26 protein-coding genes are annotated in these 23,386 nt (G+C 56.2%); 17 read left to right on the plus strand and 9 right to left on the minus strand.

All coding sequences use genetic code 11. From position 1 onward, the window contains the following. Positions 1 to 3: 3 nt before the first annotated feature. From tauB to tauD, 3 genes are read left to right on the plus strand one after another with little or no spacing between them, the layout of a single operon-like run. Positions 4 to 771 (plus strand): taurine ABC transporter ATP-binding subunit, encoded by a 768-nt coding sequence (gene tauB / locus PGR09_RS00590; protein WP_430915727.1) that lies wholly within the window; start codon positions 4 to 6, stop codon positions 769 to 771. After that, positions 768 to 1,595 carry a taurine ABC transporter permease TauC gene (gene tauC / locus PGR09_RS00595; RefSeq protein WP_045390998.1) on the plus strand — a complete coding sequence of 276 codons (828 nt, stop codon included), beginning with the start codon at positions 768 to 770 and terminating at the stop codon, positions 1,593 to 1,595. Before tauB ends, tauC begins: the two co-directional genes overlap by 4 nt. After that, positions 1,592 to 2,443, plus strand: coding sequence for a taurine dioxygenase (gene tauD, locus PGR09_RS00600; protein ID WP_015704533.1), 852 nt, complete (start codon positions 1,592 to 1,594; stop codon positions 2,441 to 2,443). Before tauC ends, tauD begins: the two co-directional genes overlap by 4 nt. 4 nt (positions 2,444 to 2,447) lie before the next feature. Here tauD and PGR09_RS00605 read toward each other — a convergent pair whose 3' ends face one another. The 4 genes from PGR09_RS00605 to ampH all read right to left on the minus strand — a co-directional run bounded on the left by PGR09_RS00605 (position 2,448) and on the right by ampH (position 7,281). Further along, complete coding sequence (locus tag PGR09_RS00605; RefSeq protein WP_289578281.1) at positions 2,448 to 4,148, minus strand: lysophospholipid acyltransferase family protein; 1,701 nt, start codon at positions 4,146 to 4,148, stop codon at positions 2,448 to 2,450. A gap of 209 nt (positions 4,149 to 4,357) precedes the next feature. Further along, entirely contained in the window at positions 4,358 to 4,849 is a 492-nt protein-coding gene (locus tag PGR09_RS00610; RefSeq protein WP_430915728.1) for an REP-associated tyrosine transposase, read from the minus strand. 189 nt (positions 4,850 to 5,038) lie between these two features. Continuing rightward, on the minus strand, positions 5,039 to 6,013 hold the full coding sequence (gene hemB, locus PGR09_RS00615; RefSeq protein WP_015368036.1) for a porphobilinogen synthase: 975 nt from the start codon (positions 6,011 to 6,013) through the stop codon (positions 5,039 to 5,041). Positions 6,014 to 6,120: 107 nt separating this feature from the next. After that, positions 6,121 to 7,281 (minus strand): D-alanyl-D-alanine-carboxypeptidase/endopeptidase AmpH, encoded by a 1,161-nt coding sequence (ampH, locus tag PGR09_RS00620; RefSeq protein ID WP_020079517.1) that lies wholly within the window; start codon positions 7,279 to 7,281, stop codon positions 6,121 to 6,123. Positions 7,282 to 7,502: 221 nt separating this feature from the next. On the opposite strand from ampH, the gene PGR09_RS00625 reads away from it, so the two are divergent. From PGR09_RS00625 to PGR09_RS00635, 3 genes are all read left to right on the plus strand, one after another. Beyond that, positions 7,503 to 8,015, plus strand: coding sequence for an isochorismatase family protein (locus tag PGR09_RS00625; RefSeq protein WP_161801920.1), 513 nt, complete (start codon positions 7,503 to 7,505; stop codon positions 8,013 to 8,015). A gap of 116 nt (positions 8,016 to 8,131) precedes the next feature. Then, complete coding sequence (sbmA, locus tag PGR09_RS00630) at positions 8,132 to 9,352, plus strand: peptide antibiotic transporter SbmA (RefSeq protein WP_046884025.1); 1,221 nt, start codon at positions 8,132 to 8,134, stop codon at positions 9,350 to 9,352. A gap of 22 nt (positions 9,353 to 9,374) precedes the next feature. Next, positions 9,375 to 10,478 carry a DUF1615 domain-containing protein gene (locus PGR09_RS00635; protein ID WP_316423049.1) on the plus strand — a complete coding sequence of 368 codons (1,104 nt, stop codon included), beginning with the start codon at positions 9,375 to 9,377 and terminating at the stop codon, positions 10,476 to 10,478. Here PGR09_RS00635 and PGR09_RS00640 read toward each other — a convergent pair. Then, entirely contained in the window at positions 10,475 to 10,780 is a 306-nt protein-coding gene (locus tag PGR09_RS00640; RefSeq protein WP_015704540.1) for a DUF2755 family protein, read from the minus strand. The genes PGR09_RS00635 and PGR09_RS00640 overlap by 4 nt on opposite strands. 243 nt (positions 10,781 to 11,023) lie before the next feature. Here PGR09_RS00640 and PGR09_RS00645 point away from each other — a divergent pair, with 243 nt between their 5' ends. Further along, complete coding sequence (locus tag PGR09_RS00645; RefSeq protein WP_045390980.1) at positions 11,024 to 11,227, plus strand: DUF2754 family protein; 204 nt, start codon at positions 11,024 to 11,026, stop codon at positions 11,225 to 11,227. 514 nt (positions 11,228 to 11,741) lie between these two features. Here the strand turns inward: PGR09_RS00645 and ddlA are convergent. Then, positions 11,742 to 12,839, minus strand: a complete 1,098-nt coding sequence (gene ddlA / locus PGR09_RS00650; RefSeq protein ID WP_045390977.1) for a D-alanine--D-alanine ligase — start codon at positions 12,837 to 12,839, stop codon at positions 11,742 to 11,744. A gap of 302 nt (positions 12,840 to 13,141) precedes the next feature. On the opposite strand from ddlA, the gene PGR09_RS00655 reads away from it, so the two are divergent. From PGR09_RS00655 to PGR09_RS00670, 4 genes are all read left to right on the plus strand, one after another. Next, the gene (locus tag PGR09_RS00655; protein WP_045390975.1) at positions 13,142 to 14,341 is read left to right on the plus strand and encodes a multidrug efflux MFS transporter; all 1,200 of its coding nucleotides are present in this window, start codon (positions 13,142 to 13,144) and stop codon (positions 14,339 to 14,341) included. Between the two features lie 310 nt (positions 14,342 to 14,651). Next, positions 14,652 to 14,912 carry an anti-adapter protein IraP gene (gene iraP / locus PGR09_RS00660; RefSeq protein WP_015368026.1) on the plus strand — a complete coding sequence of 87 codons (261 nt, stop codon included), beginning with the start codon at positions 14,652 to 14,654 and terminating at the stop codon, positions 14,910 to 14,912. A 100-nt stretch (positions 14,913 to 15,012) separates the two neighbouring features. Beyond that, on the plus strand, positions 15,013 to 16,428 hold the full coding sequence (gene phoA, locus PGR09_RS00665; RefSeq protein WP_430915729.1) for an alkaline phosphatase: 1,416 nt from the start codon (positions 15,013 to 15,015) through the stop codon (positions 16,426 to 16,428). A gap of 91 nt (positions 16,429 to 16,519) precedes the next feature. Beyond that, entirely contained in the window at positions 16,520 to 16,831 is a 312-nt protein-coding gene (locus PGR09_RS00670; RefSeq protein ID WP_047078668.1) for a PsiF family protein, read from the plus strand. Positions 16,832 to 16,880: 49 nt separating this feature from the next. On the opposite strand, the gene proC is transcribed toward PGR09_RS00670, so the two are convergent. Then, positions 16,881 to 17,690 carry a pyrroline-5-carboxylate reductase gene (gene proC / locus PGR09_RS00675; RefSeq protein ID WP_316423048.1) on the minus strand — a complete coding sequence of 270 codons (810 nt, stop codon included), beginning with the start codon at positions 17,688 to 17,690 and terminating at the stop codon, positions 16,881 to 16,883. 115 nt (positions 17,691 to 17,805) lie between these two features. On the opposite strand from proC, the gene PGR09_RS00680 reads away from it, so the two are divergent. Further along, the gene (locus tag PGR09_RS00680) at positions 17,806 to 18,264 is read left to right on the plus strand and encodes a YaiI/YqxD family protein (protein ID WP_015368022.1); all 459 of its coding nucleotides are present in this window, start codon (positions 17,806 to 17,808) and stop codon (positions 18,262 to 18,264) included. Here PGR09_RS00680 and PGR09_RS00685 read toward each other — a convergent pair. Beyond that, positions 18,261 to 18,968, minus strand: coding sequence for a DUF2076 domain-containing protein (locus tag PGR09_RS00685; protein ID WP_047078667.1), 708 nt, complete (start codon positions 18,966 to 18,968; stop codon positions 18,261 to 18,263). The two genes, PGR09_RS00680 and PGR09_RS00685, sit on opposite strands and share 4 nt — an antisense overlap. A gap of 334 nt (positions 18,969 to 19,302) precedes the next feature. Between PGR09_RS00685 and aroL the strand changes: the two genes are divergently transcribed. The 4 genes from aroL (at position 19,303) to ppnP (ending at position 21,391) form a co-directional block, all read left to right on the plus strand. Continuing rightward, positions 19,303 to 19,827: a shikimate kinase AroL gene (gene aroL, locus PGR09_RS00690; protein WP_032707531.1), complete on the plus strand. Its 525-nt coding sequence runs from the start codon at positions 19,303 to 19,305 to the stop codon at positions 19,825 to 19,827. 71 nt (positions 19,828 to 19,898) lie between these two features. Beyond that, a complete protein-coding gene (locus PGR09_RS00695) occupies positions 19,899 to 20,090 on the plus strand; it encodes a YaiA family protein (RefSeq protein WP_015368019.1) in 192 nt (63 codons plus the stop codon). 251 nt (positions 20,091 to 20,341) lie between these two features. Continuing rightward, on the plus strand, positions 20,342 to 21,019 hold the full coding sequence (locus PGR09_RS00700; protein WP_015704547.1) for an AroM family protein: 678 nt from the start codon (positions 20,342 to 20,344) through the stop codon (positions 21,017 to 21,019). A gap of 87 nt (positions 21,020 to 21,106) precedes the next feature. After that, positions 21,107 to 21,391, plus strand: a complete 285-nt coding sequence (ppnP, locus tag PGR09_RS00705) for a pyrimidine/purine nucleoside phosphorylase (RefSeq protein WP_047044546.1) — start codon at positions 21,107 to 21,109, stop codon at positions 21,389 to 21,391. A 54-nt stretch (positions 21,392 to 21,445) separates the two neighbouring features. Here the strand turns inward: ppnP and rdgC are convergent, their stop codons facing one another. After that, a complete protein-coding gene (gene rdgC, locus PGR09_RS00710; protein WP_049061870.1) occupies positions 21,446 to 22,357 on the minus strand; it encodes a recombination-associated protein RdgC in 912 nt (303 codons plus the stop codon). Positions 22,358 to 22,448: 91 nt separating this feature from the next. On the opposite strand from rdgC, the gene mak reads away from it, so the two are divergent. Next, on the plus strand, positions 22,449 to 23,354 hold the full coding sequence (gene mak, locus PGR09_RS00715) for a fructokinase (protein ID WP_049061872.1): 906 nt from the start codon (positions 22,449 to 22,451) through the stop codon (positions 23,352 to 23,354). Positions 23,355 to 23,386 lie beyond the last annotated feature (32 nt).

Genomic DNA, 23,386 nt, shown 5'->3' on the forward strand with positions numbered 1-23,386 from the left:
CCGATGCTGCAAATCTCGCATCTCTCCGCTGATTATGGCGGTAAACCGGCGCTGGCGGATATCAACCTGACGTTGGACAGCGGCGAACTGCTGGTGGTGCTGGGCCCTTCCGGCTGCGGCAAAACCACGCTGCTGAACCTGATTGCCGGATTCGTGCCTTATCAGCACGGCAGCATCACTCTCGAAGGCCGTCGCATCGACGGGCCGGGCGCCGATCGCGGCGTGGTGTTTCAAAATGAAGGCCTGTTGCCGTGGCGCAACGTGCTGGATAACGTCGCGCTGGGATTACAGCTGGCGGGGGGTGAAAAGACCCAACGCCGGGAAATCGCCGCGCAGATGTTAAAAAAAGTCGGCCTGCAGGGGGCGGAAAAACGCTTTATCTGGCAGCTTTCCGGCGGCCAGCGTCAGCGTGTCGGTATTGCGCGCGCGCTGGCGGCGGATCCGCAGCTTTTGCTGCTGGATGAGCCCTTCGGCGCGCTGGATGCCTTTACTCGCGAGCAGATGCAAACTCTGCTGCTGCGACTGTGGCATGAAACCGGCAAGCAGGTGCTGTTGATTACCCACGATATCGAAGAAGCGGTATTTATGGCCAGCGAGCTGGTGTTGCTGTCGCCGGGGCCGGGGCGGGTGCAGGAACGCCTGCCGCTGGAGTTTGGCCGCCGTTTTGTCGCCGGTGAATCCTGCCGCAGCATTAAATCGGATCCGCAATTTATCGCCCAGCGCGAATATGTGCTTAGCCGGGTGTTCGAACAACGGGAGGCTTTCTCATGAGCGTGGTCCTCAATGATAAACCGCGCCAGCGCGCGCTGAAGTGGCGCTGGCCGCTATCACGGCAGCTGACCCTTAGCGTAGCGACGCTGGCGGTGTTGCTGGCTATCTGGTGGGCGGTGACCGCGCTACAGCTGATTAGCCCGCTGTTTTTACCCTCGCCGTGGCAGGTATTGCAGAAGCTACTCACCATTGCCGGGCCGCAAGGCTTTATGGACGCGACCCTGTGGCAGCATCTGGCGGCGAGCCTGACGCGTATCGCCATCGCGCTGGTACTGGCGGCGATCGTTGGCGTGCCGGTGGGGATCGCCATGGGATTGAGCCCAACGGTACGCGGGATCCTCGACCCGCTGATCGAACTGTATCGTCCGGTACCGCCGCTGGCGTGGCTGCCGCTGGTGATCATCTGGTTCGGCATTGGCGAAACGCCGAAAATCTTACTGATCTATCTGGCTATTTTCGCCCCGGTAGTGATGTCGACGCTGGCGGGGGTTAAAAGCGCGCAGCAGGTCCGTATTCGCGCCGCGCAGTCTTTAGGGGCCAGTCGCGCTCAGGTGCTGTGGCTGGTGATCCTGCCGGGCGCGCTGCCGGAAATTCTTACCGGCCTGCGCATTGGCCTTGGCGTCGGTTGGTCGACGCTGGTGGCGGCGGAGCTGATTGCCGCCACTCGCGGCTTAGGTTTTATGGTGCAATCCGCCGGTGAATTCCTGGCGACCGATGTGGTGTTAGCCGGGATCGCGGTGATTGCGATAATCGCATTTGTTCTGGAACTGGGACTGCGCGCGTTGCAGCGCCGCCTGACGCCCTGGCATGGAGAAGTACAATGAGTGAACGTCTGAGCATTACCCCGTTGGGGCCGTATATTGGCGCGCAGGTGGCCGGAGCCGATTTGACCCGTCCGTTAAGCGACAATCAGTTTGAGCAGCTATACCACGCGGTGCTGCGCCATCAGGTGGTGTTCCTGCGCGAGCAAAATATCACCCCGCAACAGCAGCGCGATCTGGCGTTACGGTTCGGCGATTTACATATCCATCCGGTCTATCCGCATGCGCCGGGCGTGGATGAAATTATCGTACTGGATACCCATAACGATAATCCGCCGGACAACGATAACTGGCATACCGACGTGACCTTTATCGACACACCGCCGGCGGGGGCGATTCTGGCGGCGAAGGAGTTACCTTCTACCGGCGGCGATACCCTATGGACCAGCGGTATTGCCGCGTGGGAAGCGCTCTCCGAACCGTTCCGCCAACTGTTGAGCGGTTTACGCGCGGAGCACGATTTCCGCAAATCGTTCCAGGAGTATAAGTACAACAAGACGGAAGCGGAGCATCAGCGCTGGCGCGAGGCGGTGGCGAAGAACCCGCCGCTGTTGCACCCGGTGGTACGTACCCATCCGGTAACCGGTAAGCAGGCGCTGTTCGTCAATGAAGGGTTTACCACCCGCATTGTGGATGTCAGCGAGAAAGAGAGCGAGGCGCTGCTGAATTTCCTGTTTGCTCACGTCACTAAACCGGAATTCCAGGTGCGCTGGCGCTGGCAGCCGAACGACGTGGCGATTTGGGATAACCGGGTGACGCAGCATTACGCTAACGCCGACTATCTGCCGCAGCGGCGCATCATGCACCGCGCGACAATTCTTGGCGATAAGCCGTTCTACCGGGCGGGATAAACGGCTAGAGATGCGCGCCGATGTAGCGCTGGTAGCGGTTGGCTTTGAGGTAGGTTAAATCCACCAGTACTAGCCCATCGACGCAGTGATTAAAGTCCGGATCGCTGCCGAAATCGATAAACTGCACGCCGCCCGGCTCGCACACTTCCGAGTACTGTTTATACAGCGGCGGAATGGCGCAGCCGAGGTTGCCGAGCAGCGACTTCAGCCGCGTCAGGTCTTCGGTGTAATCCTCGCCGCCAAACTGCGCCAGCACGTCGGGTAGCGAAGCTGGGTAGGGGCGGCGCGATTTGGCCAGCGGATGCGTCGCCGGAAACCATAAGCGGTAGAAGGCGACCAGCAAATCGCGGGCATCGGGCGGCAGTCCGCCGGAAATCGAGACCGGGCCAAAAAGATAGCGATAGTGCGGGTTTCTCGCCAGCCAGGCGCCGATGCCTGACCAGAGATAATCCAGCCCGCGGCGTCCCCAGTAGCGCGGCTGAATGAAGCTGCGCCCCAGTTCAATCCCGTGCTGCAGAATATCGTCCATCCGCGCGTCGTAGTGGAACAGGCTGTAGCTGTAGATGCCCTCCACTCCCCGTTTCTCCAGTTGCATGGCGGTAGGCATAAAACGATAGGCGCCGACGATCTCCAGATCCTCTTCATCCCATAAAATCAGGTGCAGGTAGTCATCATCGTAGCTATCAATATCGCGGCGTTTGCCGCTGCCTTCGCCGACCGCCCGGAAGGCTATCTCCCGCAGACGGCCCAGTTCGCGTAGCAGCGGTGCCTCTTCCTGGCCGTTGCGTTGCCACAGATAAATCAGTTTACCGTCCGTGGTTTTGCCTAAACATTCGGTTTTTGCCAGCTCGCGTTTGAGCAGCGCGCGGTCTTCCGGGCGGGCGATCGCGCTTTCGCTTTTAAACAGGCCGGGGTGTCCTTTACCGAGGCGCTCGACGTGGCGGTAGCACCGGTCCGCCAGTTCGCGGGCGGAAAGCTGCGGCTGATGCCACGATGACCACGCGATTTGCTGGCCAATGCGCAACGGCAAGCTGCTATCGCGGCGGCGAAACATCTGCTGCATTAACAGCAGCAGCGGCAGATTCTCGGAGAGCAGGGCGCTGGCGTAGAACAGCGGGCTGTTGTGGGCGCGGATCCAGGCCGGCAGCAGCGGCGCGCGGTATTTCGCCGCCAGCTTGATGAAGCCGGGATGCCATTTTTTATCACGGATGCCGCGGCGGGTCAGGCGCGAGACTTCCCCCGCCGGGAAGAAGATCAGCACGCCGCCCTGCAGCAGCTGCTGGTCCATCTGCTGCAGCGCCGCTTTGGCGGTACGGCCGTTGATATTATCCACCGGAATAAACAGCGAGCTTAGCGGTTCAAGATGGGTCAGCATACGGTTAGTGACGACTTTGACATCGCGCCGCACGCGGGAGACCGCATAAAGCAGGGCGAGCCCATCGAGCGTCCCGGTCGGATGGTTGGCGATAATCACCAGCGGGCCATGTTCGGGGATTTGTTCAAGGTCATGCGCCGGGATAGCGCAGCGGATATTGAGATGTTCGAGGACCTGTTCGACCGTATCCAGTCCTTTCAGGTGACGATGGCGGGCGGCAAAGTGCTGGAACTCTTCTTCATGCAGAAGCTTTTTCAACACCTTTTTCTGCCAGGGGGCGGGCCTCGCCTGAGGCCACAGGTCATCGAGAACGTTGTCGAGACTAAACATAGTGACTCCTCCTCTGTCCTGCCCAGACAGTAGAAGGCGCAGATGTCGTTCAGATTACAATTCGGTGAAGATTCGGTCTCAGCAGGCGAGGTTTCCCGGATAGCGTCAGCGCCACCGGGAGAATTCCCGGATAGCGGCTTACGCCTTATCCGGGCTACGGTCGGCGCCGATTTGTAGCCCCGGTAAGCGTCAGCGCCACCGGGGAGGGGCTATCGGCGTTCGCCGCAGCTAAGATCCAAGCTTTCGCCAGCCCAGTTTGCAGGATATAGCCCGCGTTGGACATCTCGATGAAAGGTTGAAAATGGCCAATCTATAACCTGCGTAACCCAGCCATGTTTTAATGGATTGATATGTATGTAATCAACAAGGCGGCGATAATCTTCTTCATCACGTATGGCATGCTCCCAGAAGCGAGGTTGCCAGATATGTTGTCGTTTTAATGTTCTGCTAAAGCAGCCTTTGATATCGCGCCAGCGGGAAGAAAAATCGTCATCAGTGTTGGGAAGTGTCCAGATACAGTGGAGATGTTCAGGCAATACCACCCAGGCATTAATGATAAAAGGGCAACGTTGTTTTACAACGGAAACGGAGTAGCGAAATAATGCAATTCTTTCAGTCAGAAGCATGCTTCTACGGTCCTTCAAATTAACGGTAAAGAACCAGGTTCCCCCCTTGATGTAATAGCGTCGATAAGCAACCACAGCTTCTCCTGGTAGACAGCGTTTATAATGTTATTTAAGACGTTAAAGGAGAAGAGAAGGTTCGCCAAGGAGCCGTCACGGAAGATGGAAAGCAGCACGCAAAATCTGATTCCCGGATAGCGGCTCACGCCTCATCCGGGCTACAAGGTAGCCCCGGTAAGCGTCAGCGCTACCGGGGAGAGGGCAGGTTTAACGCAGGATTTTTTTCTCGGCCAGATCGAGGGCGAAATAGCTGAAGATCAGGTCCGCGCCCGCGCGTTTAATTGCGCCAAGGCTTTCCAGAACCACTTTCTCTTCGTCGATTGCGCCAGCCTGCGCGGCAAATTTGATCATCGCGTACTCGCCGCTGACCTGATAAGCGCCGAGCGGCAGGTTGCTGCGCTCGCGGATATCACGCAGGATATCCAGATAGGCGCCGGCCGGTTTCACCATCAGGCAGTCCGCGCCCTGGGCTTCATCAAGCAATGACTCGCGAATTGCCTCGCGACGGTTCATCGGGCTCATCTGGTAAGTTTTACGATCGCCCTTCAGCGCGGTACCGGCGGCTTCGCGGAACGGGCCGTAGAACGATGACGCGAATTTGGTTGAGTAAGACATAATCGCGGTATTGGTAAAGCCTGCGGCATCCAGCGAACGGCGGATCGCCTGTACCTGTCCATCCATCGCGGCGGATGGCGCGATGAAATCAGCGCCGGCGGCCGCGGCGACTACCGCCTGCTTACCGAGGTTTTCCAGAGTCGCATCGTTATCGACGCCGTGCTCGCACAACACGCCGCAGTGGCCGTGCGAGGTGTATTCGCAGAAGCAGGTATCGGACATGACGATCATTTCCGGCACCGCCTGTTTGGCGATACGGGTCATGCGCGCCACCAGACCGTTTTCATTCCAGGTATCGCTACCGGTCGCGTCGGTATGGTGGGAAATACCAAAGGTCATCACTGAACGAATCCCGGCGTTGGCGATGCGCTCAATTTCGCGCGCCAGATGTTTTTCCGGAATACGCATGACGCCAGGCATCGCTTCGATGGCTTTGTAATCGTCAATTTCTTCTTCAACAAAGATCGGCAACACCAGGTCGTTCAAACTCAGTGTTGTCTCTTCAAACATGGCGCGCAGCGAGGCGGATTGACGCAGGCGGCGTGGGCGAGTGATTAAATCTGTCATGGTTTGCCTGATTTTGTGAAATGAAAGAAGGTAGTGTACCGCAAACGACAGCGGGATGTTTCGCCAAAACGATCCTTAACAATCAGTGGCAAAACATCCCGCAACGATTACTGGCTGGCGGTTTCCATATTCGGCTGCACGCCGCTTAAGGCGCTGACGAGGTCGTTGACGCCGTCGCTCATGGCGCTGAAACGGGTCAACGCGGAACGGGTCACCACCACGAAGACCCCGACGTTAGCCTGCGGGTTCATCGCCATATAGGTAATAAATCCGCCGCCGCCGCCGGTTTTCTGAATAATGCCCGGATGGCCGTTTTTCGGCTTCATGTACACCCAGCCAAGACCCAGCGCATCGGCTTTACCCGGAACATCCATGCCGATCACTCGGGTGAGCTGGGTACGTTGATAAATCAGCGTCTGCATGCGATCGGCCTGCTGGCCGCGAGTATAGAAATCCGAAGAGAGGAACTGCTGCATCCAGCGCATCATATCGCCCGGGGTCGAATACACGCCGCCGCTGCCGATGGCCGCGAGGGTGTTATTACACGGGCTGGCGCCTTTCTCCGCCACCATCAAGCGCTGACACTGATCCGGCGATGGGGTGAAGGTGGTGTCCTTCATGCCGAGCGGGCGGGTGATTTGTTCTTCAAACAGCTGCGGGTAGGGCTTACCGGCGGCGGTCGATAGCGCATCGGCCAGCAGGTCGAAGGCCAGGTTGGAATAGGCCGCCTGCGAACCCGGCGTGGTTTTAAGCGTAGCCGTCGACAGCCAGTTCCAGCGCTGCTGGCGGGTCGGCCAGACGAATACCGGGCGATGCGCCGCGCCGCCGGGCTGCTCGCGCGGCAGGGCGCTGGTGTGGGTTGCGAGATTGACCAGCGTAATCGGTACGCCCTGGTAGGTTGGCACCCGCGCGCCAGGCGGCGCGTATTTACTCAGCGGATCGTCAAGCTTAACCACTCCCTGATCGAGCAGTTTCACCAGCATTTCACTGGTCATCAGCTTACTCAGAGAGGCGATGCGGATAACGGAATCCAATTGTGGATGCTGATTATTACCCGGACGGGTTTCGCCGAAGCTGCGGAATACGCGCTGGTTGCCGTCGATAACCACCATCGCCATGCCGGTGGCGCCGCTGCCGTAATAAATATGTTCGGCGAAGCGGTCGACCACATCAGAAGTAAATACCGGATCAACGCTCGGCTGAACCGCCTGGGCTGAGGTCCACGACGCCGCGCACAGCGCAGCAAAAATGAGCAAACTACGTTTCAACGGAGGCATCCATCGTTTATTAGGGGAATATACACCGTATTTATACTACGAAGTCGCGGCGAGCAAAGTGGGAATAACGACAATATTTCACAGAAAAGCGTAACGGTGCGTAAAAATGACTTTTTTCCGCTTTCAGATATCTGCTTTTCCGCCTGACGCGTATGATTAAGCTCTTATTCATCTTATAAAAGAGAGTGGTGATGGCATCTCAACGGGTTCTGATGGTAGTGGATATGCAAAACGGCGTATTCGAGACGCCGCGTGTCGATCGCGAACGCTGCGTAGCGCAAATCAATCGCCTGATTCACGCCGCCGATAGCGTTATTTTCATTCAGCACGCTGAAGCAGGCGGCCTGGAAGAAGGAAGCGAAGGATTCGCGCTGCTGCCTGAACTGGCGCAACCCGCCGGGGCGCGCTACGTCACCAAAACGGCCTGTGATGCGTTTTATAAAACCGATCTTGAACAGGTGCTGCGCGAGAACGGAACTCACGCTTTTGTTATCTGCGGCTGCGCGACCGATTATTGCGTCGATACCACCATCAAAAACGGCGCCAGCCGCGGCTACGCCATCACCATTGCCGAAGATGCCCATACCACCGCCAATCGCGCCGCCGCCGAGGCTAAAACGCTGATCGCTCACTATAACGAGGTGTGGCGGACTTTCACCCTTCCCGATAATCCTTTACGCGTGAAACCCGTAGAAACAATTCTTGCCGAATGGCAGACGAACTAAGTCGCTGATATCCGGTCTCATCATGGGTCCGCTTTACTTCGCCGCCGCGCGTTGCGGCGGGCGTACGTGTGGTACACAGCAAAAACAGAACGATAAGAAGTTAGCAGGAGAGTACGATGTTTAAAGCTTTTTTCCCCAAACCGGGGCCGTTTTTTATTTCTGCCTTTATCTGGTCGCTGCTGGCGGTGATCTTTTGGCAGGCGGGCGGCGGCGACTGGCTGCTGCGGATAACCGGCGCATCGCAGGATGTCGCCATCAGCGCGGCGCGGTTCTGGTCGCTCAACTATTTGGTGTTTTACGCGTATTACCTGTTCTGCGTCGGCGCCTTCGCGCTGTTCTGGTTTATCTATAGCCCGCATCGCTGGCAATACTGGTCTATTCTCGGCACCTCGTTGATTATTTTTGTCACCTGGTTTTTGGTGGAAGTTGGGGTGGCTATCAACGCCTGGTATGCGCCGTTCTATGACTTGATTCAGAGCGCGCTGGCCACGCCGCACAAGGTCAGCATCAATCAGTTCTACCACGAGATTGGCATTTTTCTTGGCATCGCGCTGATTGCGGTGGTGATTGGCGTGCTGAATAACTTCTTCGTAAGCCACTATGTGTTCCGCTGGCGTACCGCGATGAACGAACACTATATGGAACACTGGCAGCATCTGCGCCATATCGAAGGTGCCGCTCAGCGTGTGCAGGAAGACACCATGCGCTTCGCCGCGACGCTTGAAGATATGGGCGTAAGCTTTATTAATGCGGTAATGACGCTGATTGCCTTCCTGCCGGTGCTGGTTTCGCTGTCGGCGCATGTGCCGGACCTGCCGATCGTTGGCCATTTACCGTATGGGCTGGTGATTGCCGCTATCGTGTGGTCGCTGATGGGAACCGGGCTGCTGGCGGTGGTCGGGATCAAGCTGCCGGGCCTGCAATTTAAAAACCAGCGCGTAGAAGCCGCCTATCGTAAAGAGCTGGTGTATGGCGAGGATGACGCCAACCGCGCCACGCCGCCGACCGTGCGCGAGCTGTTCAGCGCGGTGCGCCACAACTACTTCCGTCTCTATTTCCACTATATGTATTTCAATATTGCCCGTATTCTTTACCTGCAGGTGGATAACGTTTTCGGCTTGTTCCTGCTGTTTCCGTCGATTGTCGCCGGTACGATTACGCTCGGCCTGATGACCCAGATCACCAACGTGTTCGGCCAGGTTCGCGGCTCGTTCCAGTATCTGATTAGTTCGTGGACCACGCTGGTGGAACTGATGTCCATCTATAAACGTCTGCGCAGCTTTGAGCGCGAACTGGATAACAAAGGGCTGCAGGAAGTCTCTTCAACCGTTAATTAATTAATGAATGCAAGGAAGGTTTATGGCGCAGGTTTCTCGCGGTGTTTCACTCTCTTTTACGCTGCTGGCCGGGTTGGTGCTGAGCGCCTGTACCAGCCAGCAGGCGCCTAAGTTGAAAGAAGGCGAGAAGCCGGTGGATGTCGCCGCCGTGGTGCGGCAAAAAATGCCTGCCAGCATCAAAGACCGCGAGGCCTGGGCGCAGGCGATTGCCAAAACCTTTGACAGCCAGAAGCTGGCGCCGACGGAAGAAAACGTCTGTTCGGTGCTGGCGGTCGCGCAGCAGGAATCAAACTATCAGGCCGATCCGGCGGTGCCGGGCCTGAATAAAATCGCCTGGCAGGAAATTGACCGTCGGGCGGAAAAAATGCATATCCCGGTATTTCTGGTGCATACCGCGCTGAAAATTACCTCGCCGAACGGTAAAAGTTACAGCGAGCGCCTCGATAACGTCAAAACGGAAAAACAGCTAAGCGCGATTTTTGATGACTTCATTGGCATGGTGCCGATGGGCCAGAAGCTGTTCGGCTCTCTCAACCCGGTGCATACCGGCGGGCCAATGCAGGTAAGCATCGCCTTTGCCCAGCAGCACACCGATGGCTATCCGTGGAAAATGGACGGCACCGTGCGCCAGGAAGTCTTCAGCCTGCGCGGCGGGTTGTGGTTCGGCACCTATCATCTGCTCAACTACCCGGCTAACTATAGCGTGCCGCTGTACCGCTTTGCTGATTTCAATGCCGGTTGGTATGCTAGCCGTAACGCCGCCTTCCAGAATGCGGTGGTTAAAGCCACCGGCGTTAAGCTGGCGCTGGATGGCGATCTTATTCGTTATGACAGCGATGAACCCGGTACGACTGAGCTGGCGGTGCGCCGTTTAGCCGGGCAGTTGGGGATGAGCGATGGCGATATCCATCGCCAACTGAAGAAGGGCGATAGCCTGGCGTTTGAAGAGAGCGATTTGTATAAGAAAATATTCAAAATCGCCGAGAAAAAGGCCGGGAAAACGCTTCCGCGCGAGATGTTGCCGGGGATCCAACTGGAAAGCCCGAAAATCACCCGCAATCTTACTACCGCGTGGTTTGCTAAGCGGGTCGACGATCGCCGCGCCAGCTGTATGGCGCGTCGTTAACGGTTATGGTACCAGCGTAGGATAAGCCCCAGCGCGCCGACCAGCAGGCTACCAAACAGGAACGGAATTAAACCGAACAGGGTACCGACGCCGAGCCCAATCTCAATGCGCGGGCGGTTGGTATCCTGAATCTGAATGAGATGTTCGAATACGCCTGGCGCGTGTACCAGCATGCTCAACATTTGCGCGCCGGCCCAGATGCACAGCAGAACAAAAAGCGCGTAGGCAATGTTACCGCTGGTGATCGATACCTTCTTTTTGTTGCTCCCCATCAGCGTTTTAGAAAACGTAAATTCAGCCATATAAACCTCCGCAACACCTGTTCCGCTGGTTTTTCCTCCAGCTCTATAGACAGGAATTCTGGCAGCGCCGGGCGTTTCCCTGTATCAGATTGCTGGTAATTTCTGCCAGGAATAATCCTGTTTTGACAAAACTGTCGGCGAGCCCGCATTGCACAAAAGGGAGAGCGGCTTCGCATTGTGCGAACAATCTTGTTGGCGCGGCGGGCGGCTATGCGATGATGTTTTTTTTCCGCAGGAGTCGTTATGAAGCTGACCGACAAAATCCGCCGTGACTGGCACTACTACGCGTTTGCGCTGGGGTTAATTTTTATTCTCAATGGCGTGGTGGGGCTGTTGGGGTTTGACGCGCAGGGCTGGCAATCTTATGCCGTCGGTCTGGTGACGTGGGTAGTGAGCTTCTGGCTGGCGGGATTTGTTATTCGCCGCCGTCCGGCAGAAGAGGCGTAATATCCCCGGCAAGACGTGGTAGTTATTATTATCGGTTTGCGATCGTTTCGCCCTGGAAAAACGGTTGTTCTGTGGTGTTTCCAGGCACATTGCGCTCCCGATAATTCTTCTGCGTTATGTCTCTCATGGCGCAGGGAGCGCACAGAGGGCGGCCAGTCGCCGCCGCCATCCGGCGCGAAAGTGGCTTTTTACCCGCGGTTATTGCCCGGCGGCGCTACGCTTGCGCGGGCCTACAGATCACATGCCGGCGTAGATACTGTTATCGGTTTGCGACTTTTTAAGGGTTTTTCCCGGACGCGGCGCGTTGCGCCTTCTCCGGGCTACCAAATCGCAAAGCGCTGTAGCAGCACCACCGGGGGGGGGGAGAGCACCAGTAGTGTCAGCCAGCGTGGTGAAGAAATTAACAGCAGGCCGCACGGACCGTAGGTCGGATAAGGCGTTAGCCGCCATCCGACAAAATAACGGCACCGCGGTAGCCCGGGTAAGGCGGTACGCCGCTACCCGGGAAAGATGCTTAGTTCATTGAGGTTTTCAGCGCGCGGTCGGCGGCGTGGCGCTCCAGCGCCAGCTCGATCAGGCGGCTTATCAGGCTGGTGTAATCCAGGCCGCTGGCCTGCCACAGCTTCGGATACATACTGATGTTGGTGAAGCCCGGCAGCGTGTTGATTTCGTTGATCACCACCTCGTTATCTTCCGTCAGGAAGACGTCAACGCGGGCCATTCCGCTGCAGCCGAGCGTTTGATAAGCGCGGACGGCGATATCGCGGATTTTGTCGTTGATCTCCGGGGCGATGGCTGCCGGAACCACCACCTGCGCGCCTTTGTCATCGATGTACTTGGTATCGTAGGCATAGAATTCGCTATTGAGTACGATCTCCCCGCAGGTGCTGGCCTGGGGATAATCATTGCCCAGCACCGCGCACTCGATTTCACGGCCCTTAATCCCTTGTTCAACCACCACTTTATGGTCGAATTCAAAGGCTAACGCGACGGCCTGCCGATACTCTTCTTCGCTCTTCACTTTGCTGACGCCGACGGAAGAACCCTGGTTCGCGGGCTTCACGAACAGCGGTAGTCCCAGCTTCGCTTTGACATCGGCAAAGCTGAACTGCTGGCGGTTGGCGCGAGTCAGGGTGATGAACGGCGCAATCGACAGACCGGCATCGCGTAGCAGGCGTTTAGTGACGTCTTTATCCATGCAGGCGGCGGAGCCCAGCACATCGGAGCCGACGAACGGCAAATTCGCCATCCGCAGCATCCCCTGCAGCGAACCATCTTCGCCAAGGGTGCCGTGAACAATCGGGAAGATGACGTCGATGGCCGCCAGCGGCTGGCCGCTATCGGCGTTGATCAACTGATGGGCATCGCGACCAGGAATTTGCGCCAGCGTCACGTCGGACGGGCGCAGCGCGATATGGGCAGGATCCTGCGGGTTCAGCAGATAGTTGCTGGCATCGTTGATATGCCAAAGCCCCTGTTTATCGATTCCCAGCAGCACAACATCAAAGCGTGTCTTATCAATTGCTTCGACGATATTTTTGGCTGACTGCAGCGACACTTCATGTTCTGCCGACTTACCGCCAAAAACGATCCCAACCCTCATTTTAGCCATTTCAACTTCCATCCTGATTACATCAAAACACATAACATAGCATGTGTTTTAGCGAGATGGCTGCCTGAATCTTTACCCTTTACAGCAGAGGGTTAAATGCTGCGCATTCGCCACTATCCGCCGATGTGCCTCAGCACATCCCACTGACGACAATGCGGTTATCTTCGATTATGTTTGTCTACTCCGCGGTCAGGGCGATAAAACACCAAACTCGCGGCATGCGCATCTCTGGTACTACGTGCGAAGACGGAAATTGCTAAGCTAGGTAATAATTAACGAAACACTAATGAATACGCGTAGTTATGGAATCCTGGAAGGTTAATCTCATTTCTGTCTGGTTCGGCTGCTTTTTCACCGGACTCGCCATCAGTCAAATTCTGCCCTTCTTACCGCTGTATGTCTCTCAGTTGGGCGTTACCTCACACGAAGCGCTGTCGATGTGGTCGGGCTTGACCTTTAGCGTCACCTTCCTGGTGTCGGCGATTGTCTCGCCGATGTGGGGGAGCCTGGCAGACCGCAAAGGGCGCAAACTCATGCTGCTGCGCGCCTCCCTTGGTATGGCGATTGCGATTTTGCTGCAGGCTTTTGCGAACAACGTCTGGCAGCTATTTATTTTGCGTGCGGTAATGGGGCTGACCTCCGGTTATATTCCCAACGCCATGGCGCTGGTGGCCTCGCAGGTGCCGCGTGAACGCAGCGGTTGGGCGCTCAGTACGCTGTCGACGGCGCAGATAAGCGGCGTGATCGGCGGCCCGTTGCTCGGCGGTTTTCTTGCTGACCACGTCGGCCTGCGGGCGGTGTTTTTCATTACCGCGATTTTACTGACGGTCAGTTTCCTCGTGACGTTGTTTCTGATTAAAGAGGGCGCCCGGCCGCAAGTGAGCAAAGCTGAACGCCTGAGCGGCAAAGCGGTCTTTGCTTCATTGACCCATCCGGGGCTGGTGATTAGCCTGTTTTTCACCACCCTGGTTATCCAGTTGTGTAACGGCTCTATCGGGCCAATTCTGGCGTTATTTATCAAGTCGATGGCGCCGGACAGCAACAATATCGCGTTTCTGGCGGGGATGATTGCCGCCGTACCGGGGATTTCGGCATTGATTTCCGCGCCTCGCCTGGGAAAACTCGGCGATCGCATCGGGACGTCGCGCATTTTGCTGGCGACGTTATGCTGCGCGGTGGTGATGTTCTTTGCGATGTCGTTCGTGACCTCGCCGCTGCAGCTCGGGGTATTGCGCTTCCTGCTGGGCTTTGCCGACGGCGCGATGTTACCGGCGGTTCAGACGCTGCTCTTGAAATACTGCAGCGATAACGTCACCGGGCGTATTTTCGGTTATAACCAGTCATTTATGTATCTGGGTAATGTCGCCGGGCCGCTCATTGGCGCTTCGGTCTCGGCAATGGCGGGGTTCCGCTGGGTGTTTATTGCCACTGCGTTGATTGTCCTGATTAATATCTGGCAACTGGCGATTATGTTACGCCGTAGCCGCCGCGCGGCCGTTTAAATAAAAATATTGGGCGCTCATAAGGGCGCCTTATATTAATCAGCTGATATAGCTATTAACCATTACCTTTAGTTATCCTTAAATAGTGCGACACATATTCCATTTTATTATTTACTATTAAATTTGGTTATAGAATTATCTTTTTGCTATTAATAATAGGGGCTTTCCCTTTGTTGCCTGGCGGTAATAAAAACGTTTCGCTGAATATTATTGCAGGAATAACCCTATTATTTGAAAATAATTCTGGTATCGATATGCCGATGTATGACATAACTAGGCCATTATGGATGTTGCTTAAGGATAATGCGTAATGAAAAATCTCATTGCTGAGCTGTTGGTCAATCTGGCGCAAAAAGAAGAAGAGGCAAAAGAGCTGACGGTACAGGTTGAGGCGCTGGAAATTGTCGTCACCGCGCTGCTGCGCCATATGGCTGAGGATGCGCAGCAACGTTTGATTCAGGATATCGAAACCGCCATGGAGCAGGTAAAGCCCGGACCGCTGGTGGACGACCGTGACACCCAACTTCTGCAGCAATATATAAAAAAGCTGCTCCGGCATCCTCGTAACTAATCATGTGACCAGTAAGGATGCTGTCATTTTTCTGTCACACCACTTTTATAAAGTCTCCCTCGTTTTGTTTTTTAAGTATTTTTTACATGGAGACGACAAAGTGAAATTATCTGCCCTCTTTATTGCCCTGTTACCGCTGCTGGCTCCCCCGGTTATTCATGCACAAACAACTTCTTCGCCGGTGCTGGAAAATCGCGCGGCCCAGGGCGATATCACGACCCCAGGCGGCGCGCGCCGTTTAACGGGCGATCAGACCGAAGCGCTGCGCGCTTCTTTAATCAATAAGCCGGCGAAAAATATTATTTTGCTCATTGGCGATGGCATGGGCGATTCAGAAATTACCGCCGCACGAAATTATGCCGAAGGCGCCGGCGGTTTCTTTAAAGGTATTGATGCCCTGCCGCTGACGGGCCAGTACACTCATTATTCTCTGGATAAAAAAACCGGCAAACCGGATTACGTGACGGATTCCGCCGCTTCGGCAACCGCGTGGACCACCGGCGTGAAAAGCTATAACGGCGCGCTGGGCGTTGATATCCACGAAAAAGATCATCAGACCATCCTTGAGCTGGCGAAAGCCGCGGGTCTTGCCACCGGCAATGTCTCGACGGCTGAGCTGCAGGATGCGACGCCGGCGGCGCAGGTGGCCCATGTGACCTCGCGTAAATGCTATGGTCCCAGCGTGACCAGCGAAAAATGCGCCAGCAACACGCTCGAAAAAGGCGGCAAGGGCTCTATCACCGAACAACTGCTGAATGCCCGTCCGGATGTCTCTTTAGGCGGCGGGGCGAAGACCTTTGCTGAAACGGCGACCGCAGGGGAGTGGCAGGGGAAAACCCTGCATGAGCAGGCGGTCGCTCGCGGCTATCAGATTGTGACCGACGCCGCCTCTCTCGCCGCTATCAGCGAAGCAAATCAGGGTAAACCGCTGCTCGGTCTGTTCTCCGACGGCAATATGCCGGTGCGGTGGGAAGGCCCGAAAGCCTCTTATCACGGCAATATCGACAAACCGCCGGTAACCTGTACCCCAAACCCGAAACGCGATGCTTCCGTACCGACGCTGGCGCAGATGACCGAAAAAGCGATTGATCTCCTGAGCCGCAACGAGAAAGGTTTCTTCCTGCAGGTTGAGGGGGCGTCTATCGATAAACAGGACCACGCGGCAAACCCTTGCGGCCAGATTGGCGAAACCGTCGACCTCGATGAAGCGGTACAGAAAGCGCTGGAATTTGCCAAAAAAGAGGGTAATACCCTGGTGATCGTCACCGCCGATCACGCCCACTCCAGCCAGATTATCCCGGCCGACACGAAAGCGCCGGGCCTGACCCAGGCGCTGACGACCAAAGATGGCGCGGTAATGGTGATGAGCTATGGCAACTCTGAAGAAGAGTCGATGGAACACACCGGCACCCAACTGCGTATTGCCGCCTATGGCCCGCATGCGGGCAACGTGGTGGGTCTTACCGACCAGACCGATCTGTTTTACACCATGAAAGACGCGCTGGGTCTGAAATAACCCGCGGCCGGTAACGAATTTACGTTACCGGCTGGTTTTTTTGCTGATAGCGACCAGACTTACAGAGATCCACTAACAGAGGGATGGTGTGATGAAAATAACATTTCTGGTAACCCTACTTTTTGGTTTGGTCTTTGTTGCCGCGGTAAGTGCCGCAGATAAAACGTTAACGCCTCAGCAGCAGAAAATGAGCGTATGTAATACCGAAGCGGCGTCAAAGTCGCTGAAGGGGGATGAACGTAAAGCCTTTATGAGCAATTGCCTGAAGAAAGATGCGCCAGCGGCCGGCAAGACGCTGACGCCTCAACAGCAGAAGATGAGCGCTTGTAGCAAAGAAGCGTCGTCGAAATCGCTGAAGGGTGACGATCGTAATAAGTTTATGAGTACCTGCCTGAAGAAATAAGATGACGGGTGGGGCGGTGGCGCCTCACCCGTAGTCTCTTTGAGGATTATCAGGAACGGCTCAGTTGCTCTGATTTTTCCATACACTTCGCCATTGCTTCGATAACGGCTGAACGGAAACCTTTTTCTTCCAGTACGCGAACCGCTTCAATGGTGGTGCCGCCCGGCGAGCAGACCATATCTTTCAGCGCGCCCGGATGTTCGCCGCTTTCCAGTACCATCTTCGCTGACCCCATGACCGCCTGCGCGGCGAATTTGTAGGCCTGCGCGCGCGGCATACCGCCGAGAACGGCGGCATCGGCCATGGCTTCGATAAACATAAAGACGTAAGCCGGCGCGGAACCGCTGACGCCAACCACCGGGTGAATCATCGGTTCGGCGATGGTTTCCGCCTGGCCGAAGCAGCGGAAAATGGTTAATACCTCGGCGATCTCTTCCGCGCTGACCAGCGCGTTTGGCGTCACGGAGGTCATCCCGGCGTTCACCAGCGACGGCGTGTTCGGCATGGCGCGAATAATTTTGCGATCGTGGCCCAGCGCGCGCGCCAGCTGATCCAGCGTGACGCCTGCGGCTATCGAGACCACCAGCGAATCTTTGTTCAGACTGGAAGCGATATCGCTTAATACCTTGGTCATGATCCCCGGCTTCACCGCGCCGAAGACGATATCGGCGACCTGAGCGACTTCCTGCGCGCTTTCCGCCGCATTAATACCGTACTGGTCATGCAGGGCGGCAACTTTGTCCGGCGATGGGGTATAGACCCAGATTTGCGCCGGTTGCATTTGTCCGCTGGCGATCAGGCCGCCGAGAATGGCTTTACCCATGTTACCGCAGCCGATAAAGCCAATTTTCTTATCCATTACCTTTCCCCTCTGCATTTTTCGTTACGATTCCACTAGCTTATCATCCTGGCGCTTTTCTGGGGGAGAAAAGCAGGCGACAATGTCGCAACCTTTGCCGACGACAGGAGCCGAAATGGCGATTTGGGTAGATGCGGACGCGTGTCCGAATGTCATTAAAGAAATTTTGTTCCGCGCCGCCGAACGCACGCAGACGCCGCTGACGCTGGTCGCCAACCAGTCGCTGCGGGTTCCACCGTCGCGCTACGTCCGCGCGCTAAGGGTGGCGCAGGGTTTTGATGTTGCCGATAACGAGATTGTCCGTCTCTGTGAACCGGGCGATTTGGTGATCACCGCTGACATCCCGCTGGCGGCGGAAGTGCTGGCGAAAGGAGGGGCGGCGCTGAATCCGCGCGGCGAGCGCTACAGTGAGGCGACCATTCGCGAGCGCCTGACGATGCGTGATTTTATGGAGACGATGCGGGCCAGCGGCGTACAGACCGGTGGCCCGGATAGTTTATCGCAGCGCGATCGGCAGTTATTCGCCGCCGAGCTGGAGAAGTGGCTGCTTGCGGTTAAACGTCAGCAGGATTAAACCCAGCTGTCGTCATCGCTACCGAAATCATCGTCATTGCCGAAGCCGGCGTCGAAATCGGAGTCAAGGGTGTTGTTGTCCGCCAGGAAAGGATCGTCCTGCTGGCGGAACGGATCCTCGGCGGCGTTATTATCCAGCGCCGGGCTGACGTCTTGTTGCTGCTGCGGCTGCTGTTCATCGATGATGTTCACAATCTCCTGCGGGTGTGAACCACTGAACATATTGGTCAGCATATTGCCCAACACTACGCCGCCTGCCACCCCGGCCGCGGTTTGTAGCGCACCCGCCATAAAGCCACCGCCGCTGCGGCCTGCCGCCTGCGGGGCATAGTTTTGCTGCGGCGCATACTGCGGTTGCGCGTTATTGGCCTGCGGGCGGCCATATTGCTCGGCCCCAGGAATCGGATCGGAGCCGCGGGACTGGCCGCCGCCGAACAGGCCCGACAGGAACCCGCCGCTGCTCGGTTTTGCCGCCTGTAGCTGGCTAACCTGAGCCTCCAGCGCCTGAATGCGGTCGTTAAGTTGTTTGATAGCCGCTTCCTGAATCAGGATAGTTTGCGCCATATAGTACGGGGCCGCCGGCTGCTGGGTTACGTGCTGGGCAATCCGCTCCTCGGCGCTGGCGTCGCGCGATGCGCTGTGCGTCTCGGCCTCTTTTAAACGGGAAAACAGGCCATCAATAAGGCGTTGTTCTTCAGATTGCATGATACATTCCTCTGTCACACGGGTCATTTACCGTCAGAGTGCGACGGTCGGGCGGTGTTGTAAATATGTTGCAGCGTAAAGCTGTGCAGAAATGTGTTACCGTTTACGGCAAGGAATGGATAAAAAATAATCCGTCGCCTTTAAGTAAAGCTGGCATAACACTAAATGCAATGATAAGTTTACATGCGGAATCCATTCAAACTCTGTGGTAAATAGGGTTCCCTAAAAAATGTAACGATTATTTTACGGTTATCGTGGCAGGCATTTGCAGGTATCATGGCGTACTTTTCGCCTTTATTTCTCCGCGACACGCGGAACCAGGGGGTCTTCGGTAATGACACAACCAATTTTTCTCATCGGGCCGCGAGGCTGCGGTAAAACGACTATCGGCCATGCCCTGGCGCGCGCGCTGCATTTCCAGTTTTCCGATACCGATCATCGTTTGCAGGCGCATGAGAAACGCACGGTAGCGGAAATCGTGCAGAAAGAGGGCTGGGAACGCTTTCGTGAACTGGAGACGCTGTCGCTGAAGGCCGTTACGCTGCCGGATACGGTTATTGCGACCGGCGGAGGAATTATTCTCGCTGAACGTAATCGTCTGTTTATGCGTGAAAACGGCATCGTGATTTATCTGCAGGCTTCTGTTAACGCCTTAATCGAGCGTCTGGAAGCATACCCGCAGGCGGAACAGCGTCCAACGCTGACCGGTAAGCCCGTCCGCGAGGAAGTCGGCGAAGTGTTGGCGCAGCGGGAAGCCCTGTACCGCGAAACCGCCCATCATACCGTAGACGCCACCGCGACGCCGGATGCGGTGGTTGAACAGATTATGACCATGCTGTGCGATGTGACGGTAAGTTAGGATTTTACCTGGGTCAGGGGGGAAAGCGGAGCCTATACTTAATTGTTCTGACAGCCGAAAAAGGAAGAACAATGCCAAACAGACCCCCTTATCCGAGACAAGCACGCGTTGTCGCCGTCGAAAAAGGCGCCGCGGGTCAGACGGTCACCTGGTATCAGCTGCGTGCGGATTACCCGACACCCGATTCGCTGATCAGCGAACATCCCTCCGAGCAGGAAGCGTTAGACGCTAAACGGCGCTACGAAGATCCCGAAAAAACATAATCCCCCGGTCCGGTTTGTGCCATGAAGATGGCAATACCGGGCTCAGCTCACATTTTTAATTCATCAATGGTACTAATGAATACCTAACACACGGATTTTTCAGGAGCGACTCTGAAGCTTCTGGAATCTTTACATTCCGCAGCGCCGCTGAGCTGCTACGCTTCTCGACGGTTGATTTTTACTCACCAGGGGGGCGGATGTCGTGTGTGAAAAGCCTGTGTTGAAGCAGTGGTAGTGAAAAGGTACATGATATGAGTGCAACGATGGCAATTTTGACCATTGGCGTGGCGCCGGTGGCGGAAGTTTTGCCGCTGTTAACCGAACATATCAGGGAAGAGCAGATCACCCATATTAGCCTGTTAGGTAAAATGACGCGTGAAGACGTTATGGAAGATTATGCCGTGGAATCCGGCGACCAGGGGCTGCTGACCTTACTTAATGATAACCAACTGGTGGAAGTCTCCCGCCAAAAGGTGGAGCGCGATCTGCGCTGCGTTATCGAGATGCTGGATCGGCAGGAATATGATGTCATTCTTCTTCTCAGTTCCGAACAGTTGAGCGGCCTTGCGACGCACAACGCTATCCTTCTTGAGCCTGAACGGATTATTCCGCCGCTGGTGGCCTCGATCGTCGATGGCCATCAGGTGGGCGTGATTGTACCTGTTGAAGAAGTCCTGCCTCTACAGCGGCAAAAGTGGCTCACTTTAGAAAATACGCCTTACTATGCGCTGGCGAACCCGATGGGCGGCAGCGACAGCGATCTGCTGGATGCAGGAAGAGGTTTAGTCGAACAGGGGGCGGATGTACTGGTGCTCGACTGTCTTGGCTATCATCAGCATCACCGCGACGTATTACAAAAGGCGCTGGATGTCCCGGTATTATTGTCAAATGTGCTGGTTTCGCGACTGGCGGCAGAACTATTAGTTTAACCCGACGTTATCGATTAATTTTACGTGACAGGGGCAAGGAGCGCCCCCTATATTGAAGCTTCAACCAACGATGATAAGGTCTTGTTTATGCTTCAAAGCAATGAGTATTTTTCAGGGAAAGTGAAATCTATCGGCTTCACCAGCAGCAGTACCGGCCGCGCCAGCGTTGGAGTGATGGAAGAGGGTGAGTACGCCTTTGGCACCGCCCAGCCGGAAGAGATGACCGTGGTCAGCGGCGCGTTGAACGTGCTGTTACCGGGGGAAACGGAATGGAAGGTGTACGCGGCAGGTGAAGTGTTTAACGTGCCGGGTAATAGCGAATTCCACCTGCAGGTGGCGGAACCGACTTCCTACCTGTGCCGTTATCTGTAATTTAAGCGCCTTCCTGCCGCGTCCACTTTCCGGGCTCGGCAGGAAGGTGATGCCTTAGCGCTGAGCTTCGCCGCCGAGGCCTTCTACCAGGTTTTGGATCAATGCCGCCAGCTCGCCGGTCATTAAGATAAAGTCGGCGTCAAAACGCTGCGCAAAATCTTCGCGGTCAATATCTTCATTCTGGTCACGTAATTCGTCGCAGAACTTCAGACGTTTGATCGATGCGTCGTCGCAGATCATAAACTGGATACGCTGCTGCCAGTCGAGCGCCAGTTTGGTGACCACTTTACCCGCTTCGATATGTACGGCGATCTCATCGCTCACCAGATCCTGTTTCTTCGCGCGGATCACGCCGCCATCTTCCAGCATCGCTTTCAATTCAGCTTCGTCAAGCAGCTGGAAGCCCTGAGCCACGCTACCGGAGCGCACCCATTCGGTCAGCGTCAGCTCGATCGGATTTTCCAGCGTCAGCGGCACCACCGGCAGCGAGCCCAGCGTTTTACGCAGCAGCGCCAGCGTATCTTCCGCTTTCTTCGCGCTGGCGCAGTCCACCATGATCAGGCCATTGACGGTATCGATCCACATCATCGTCTGGCTGAAGCGGCTAAAGGCGCGCGGCAGCAGCGAGTGCAGCACTTCATCTTTCAGCGAATCTTTTTCCGTTTTCTTCAGCTTGCGGCCCTGATCGGCTTCGAGCTTGAGGATCTTCGCTTCCAGCGCCTGTTTGATCACCGGCGACGGCAGGATCTTTTCTTCTTTACGGGCGCAGATAACGATCTGGCCGTTTGCCGTATGCGTCAGCGCGTCGCTGTGCGATCCCATCGGCGATACCCAACCGGTTTTCGCCATATCCTGGCTGCCACAAGGGGTAAATGTCAGCTCGGCCAGCTGTTTTTCCATCTCTTCGGCGCGCAATTCGATATCGCGGCTCAGACGGTAAACCATTAAATTTTTGAACCACAGCATGATAATTTCCACGGCTTTGTCGTTAAATCAGGCGGGCATGATAGCGAATTGTCGCTATGCTTGCATTGTTAATCGGGGTGAGGAGCAGACTGTGCGTATTGGTATTGATTTAGGTGGAACAAAAACAGAAGTCATCGCCCTGAGTGAGCAGGGCCAGCAGTTATTTCGCCACCGCTTGCCAACCCCGCGGGAGGATTATCGCCAGACCATCGAGACCATTGCCTCGCTGGTGGAGATGGCCGAGCAGGCGACCGGGCAGCGCGGCACCGTCGGTATGGGCATCCCCGGCTCGATTTCGCCATATAGTGGGGTGGTGAAAAACGCCAACTCGACCTGGCTGAACGGCCAGCCCTTCGATAAAGACCTCAGCCTGCGCCTCAATCGTGAGGTCCGGCTTGCCAACGATGCTAACTGCCTGGCGGTTTCGGAAGCGGTCGATGGCGCGGCCGCGGGGGCGCAAACCGTGTTTGCGGTCATTATCGGTACCGGCTGCGGCGCGGGGGTGGCGTTGAACGGGCGCGCGCATATCGGCGGCAATGGTACAGCCGGCGAATGGGGACACAACCCGCTGCCGTGGATGGATGAAGATGAGCTGCGCTATCGTCAGCAAGTGCCTTGTTATTGCGGCAAGCAGGGGTGTATTGAAACCTTTATTTCCGGCACCGGTTTCGCCACCGACTATCAGCGGCTAAGCGGAAAACCATTAACCGGCCGCGAGATTATGCGCCTGGTGGGAGAAGGTGACGAAAAGGCCGAACTGGCGCTGCGCCGCTACGAGCAGCGGCTGGCGAAATCGCTGGCGCACGTGGTGAATATCCTCGATCCGGATGTCATTGTGTTAGGCGGCGGGATGAGCAACGTCGAACGTCTGTATCAAACGGTTCCGGGGCTGATGAAACAGTGGGTATTCGGCGGAGAATGCGAGACGCCGATTCGCCAGGCGATGCATGGCGATTCCAGCGGCGTACGCGGCGCGGCATGGCTGTGGCCGCTATAATCTCATTCCCTCTCCCCCCAGTGGGGAGAGGG

The sequence above is a fragment of the Klebsiella sp. 141251 genome (genome assembly GCF_050600725.1).
GTDB classification, from domain to species: Bacteria; Pseudomonadota; Gammaproteobacteria; order Enterobacterales; family Enterobacteriaceae; genus Klebsiella; species Klebsiella aerogenes.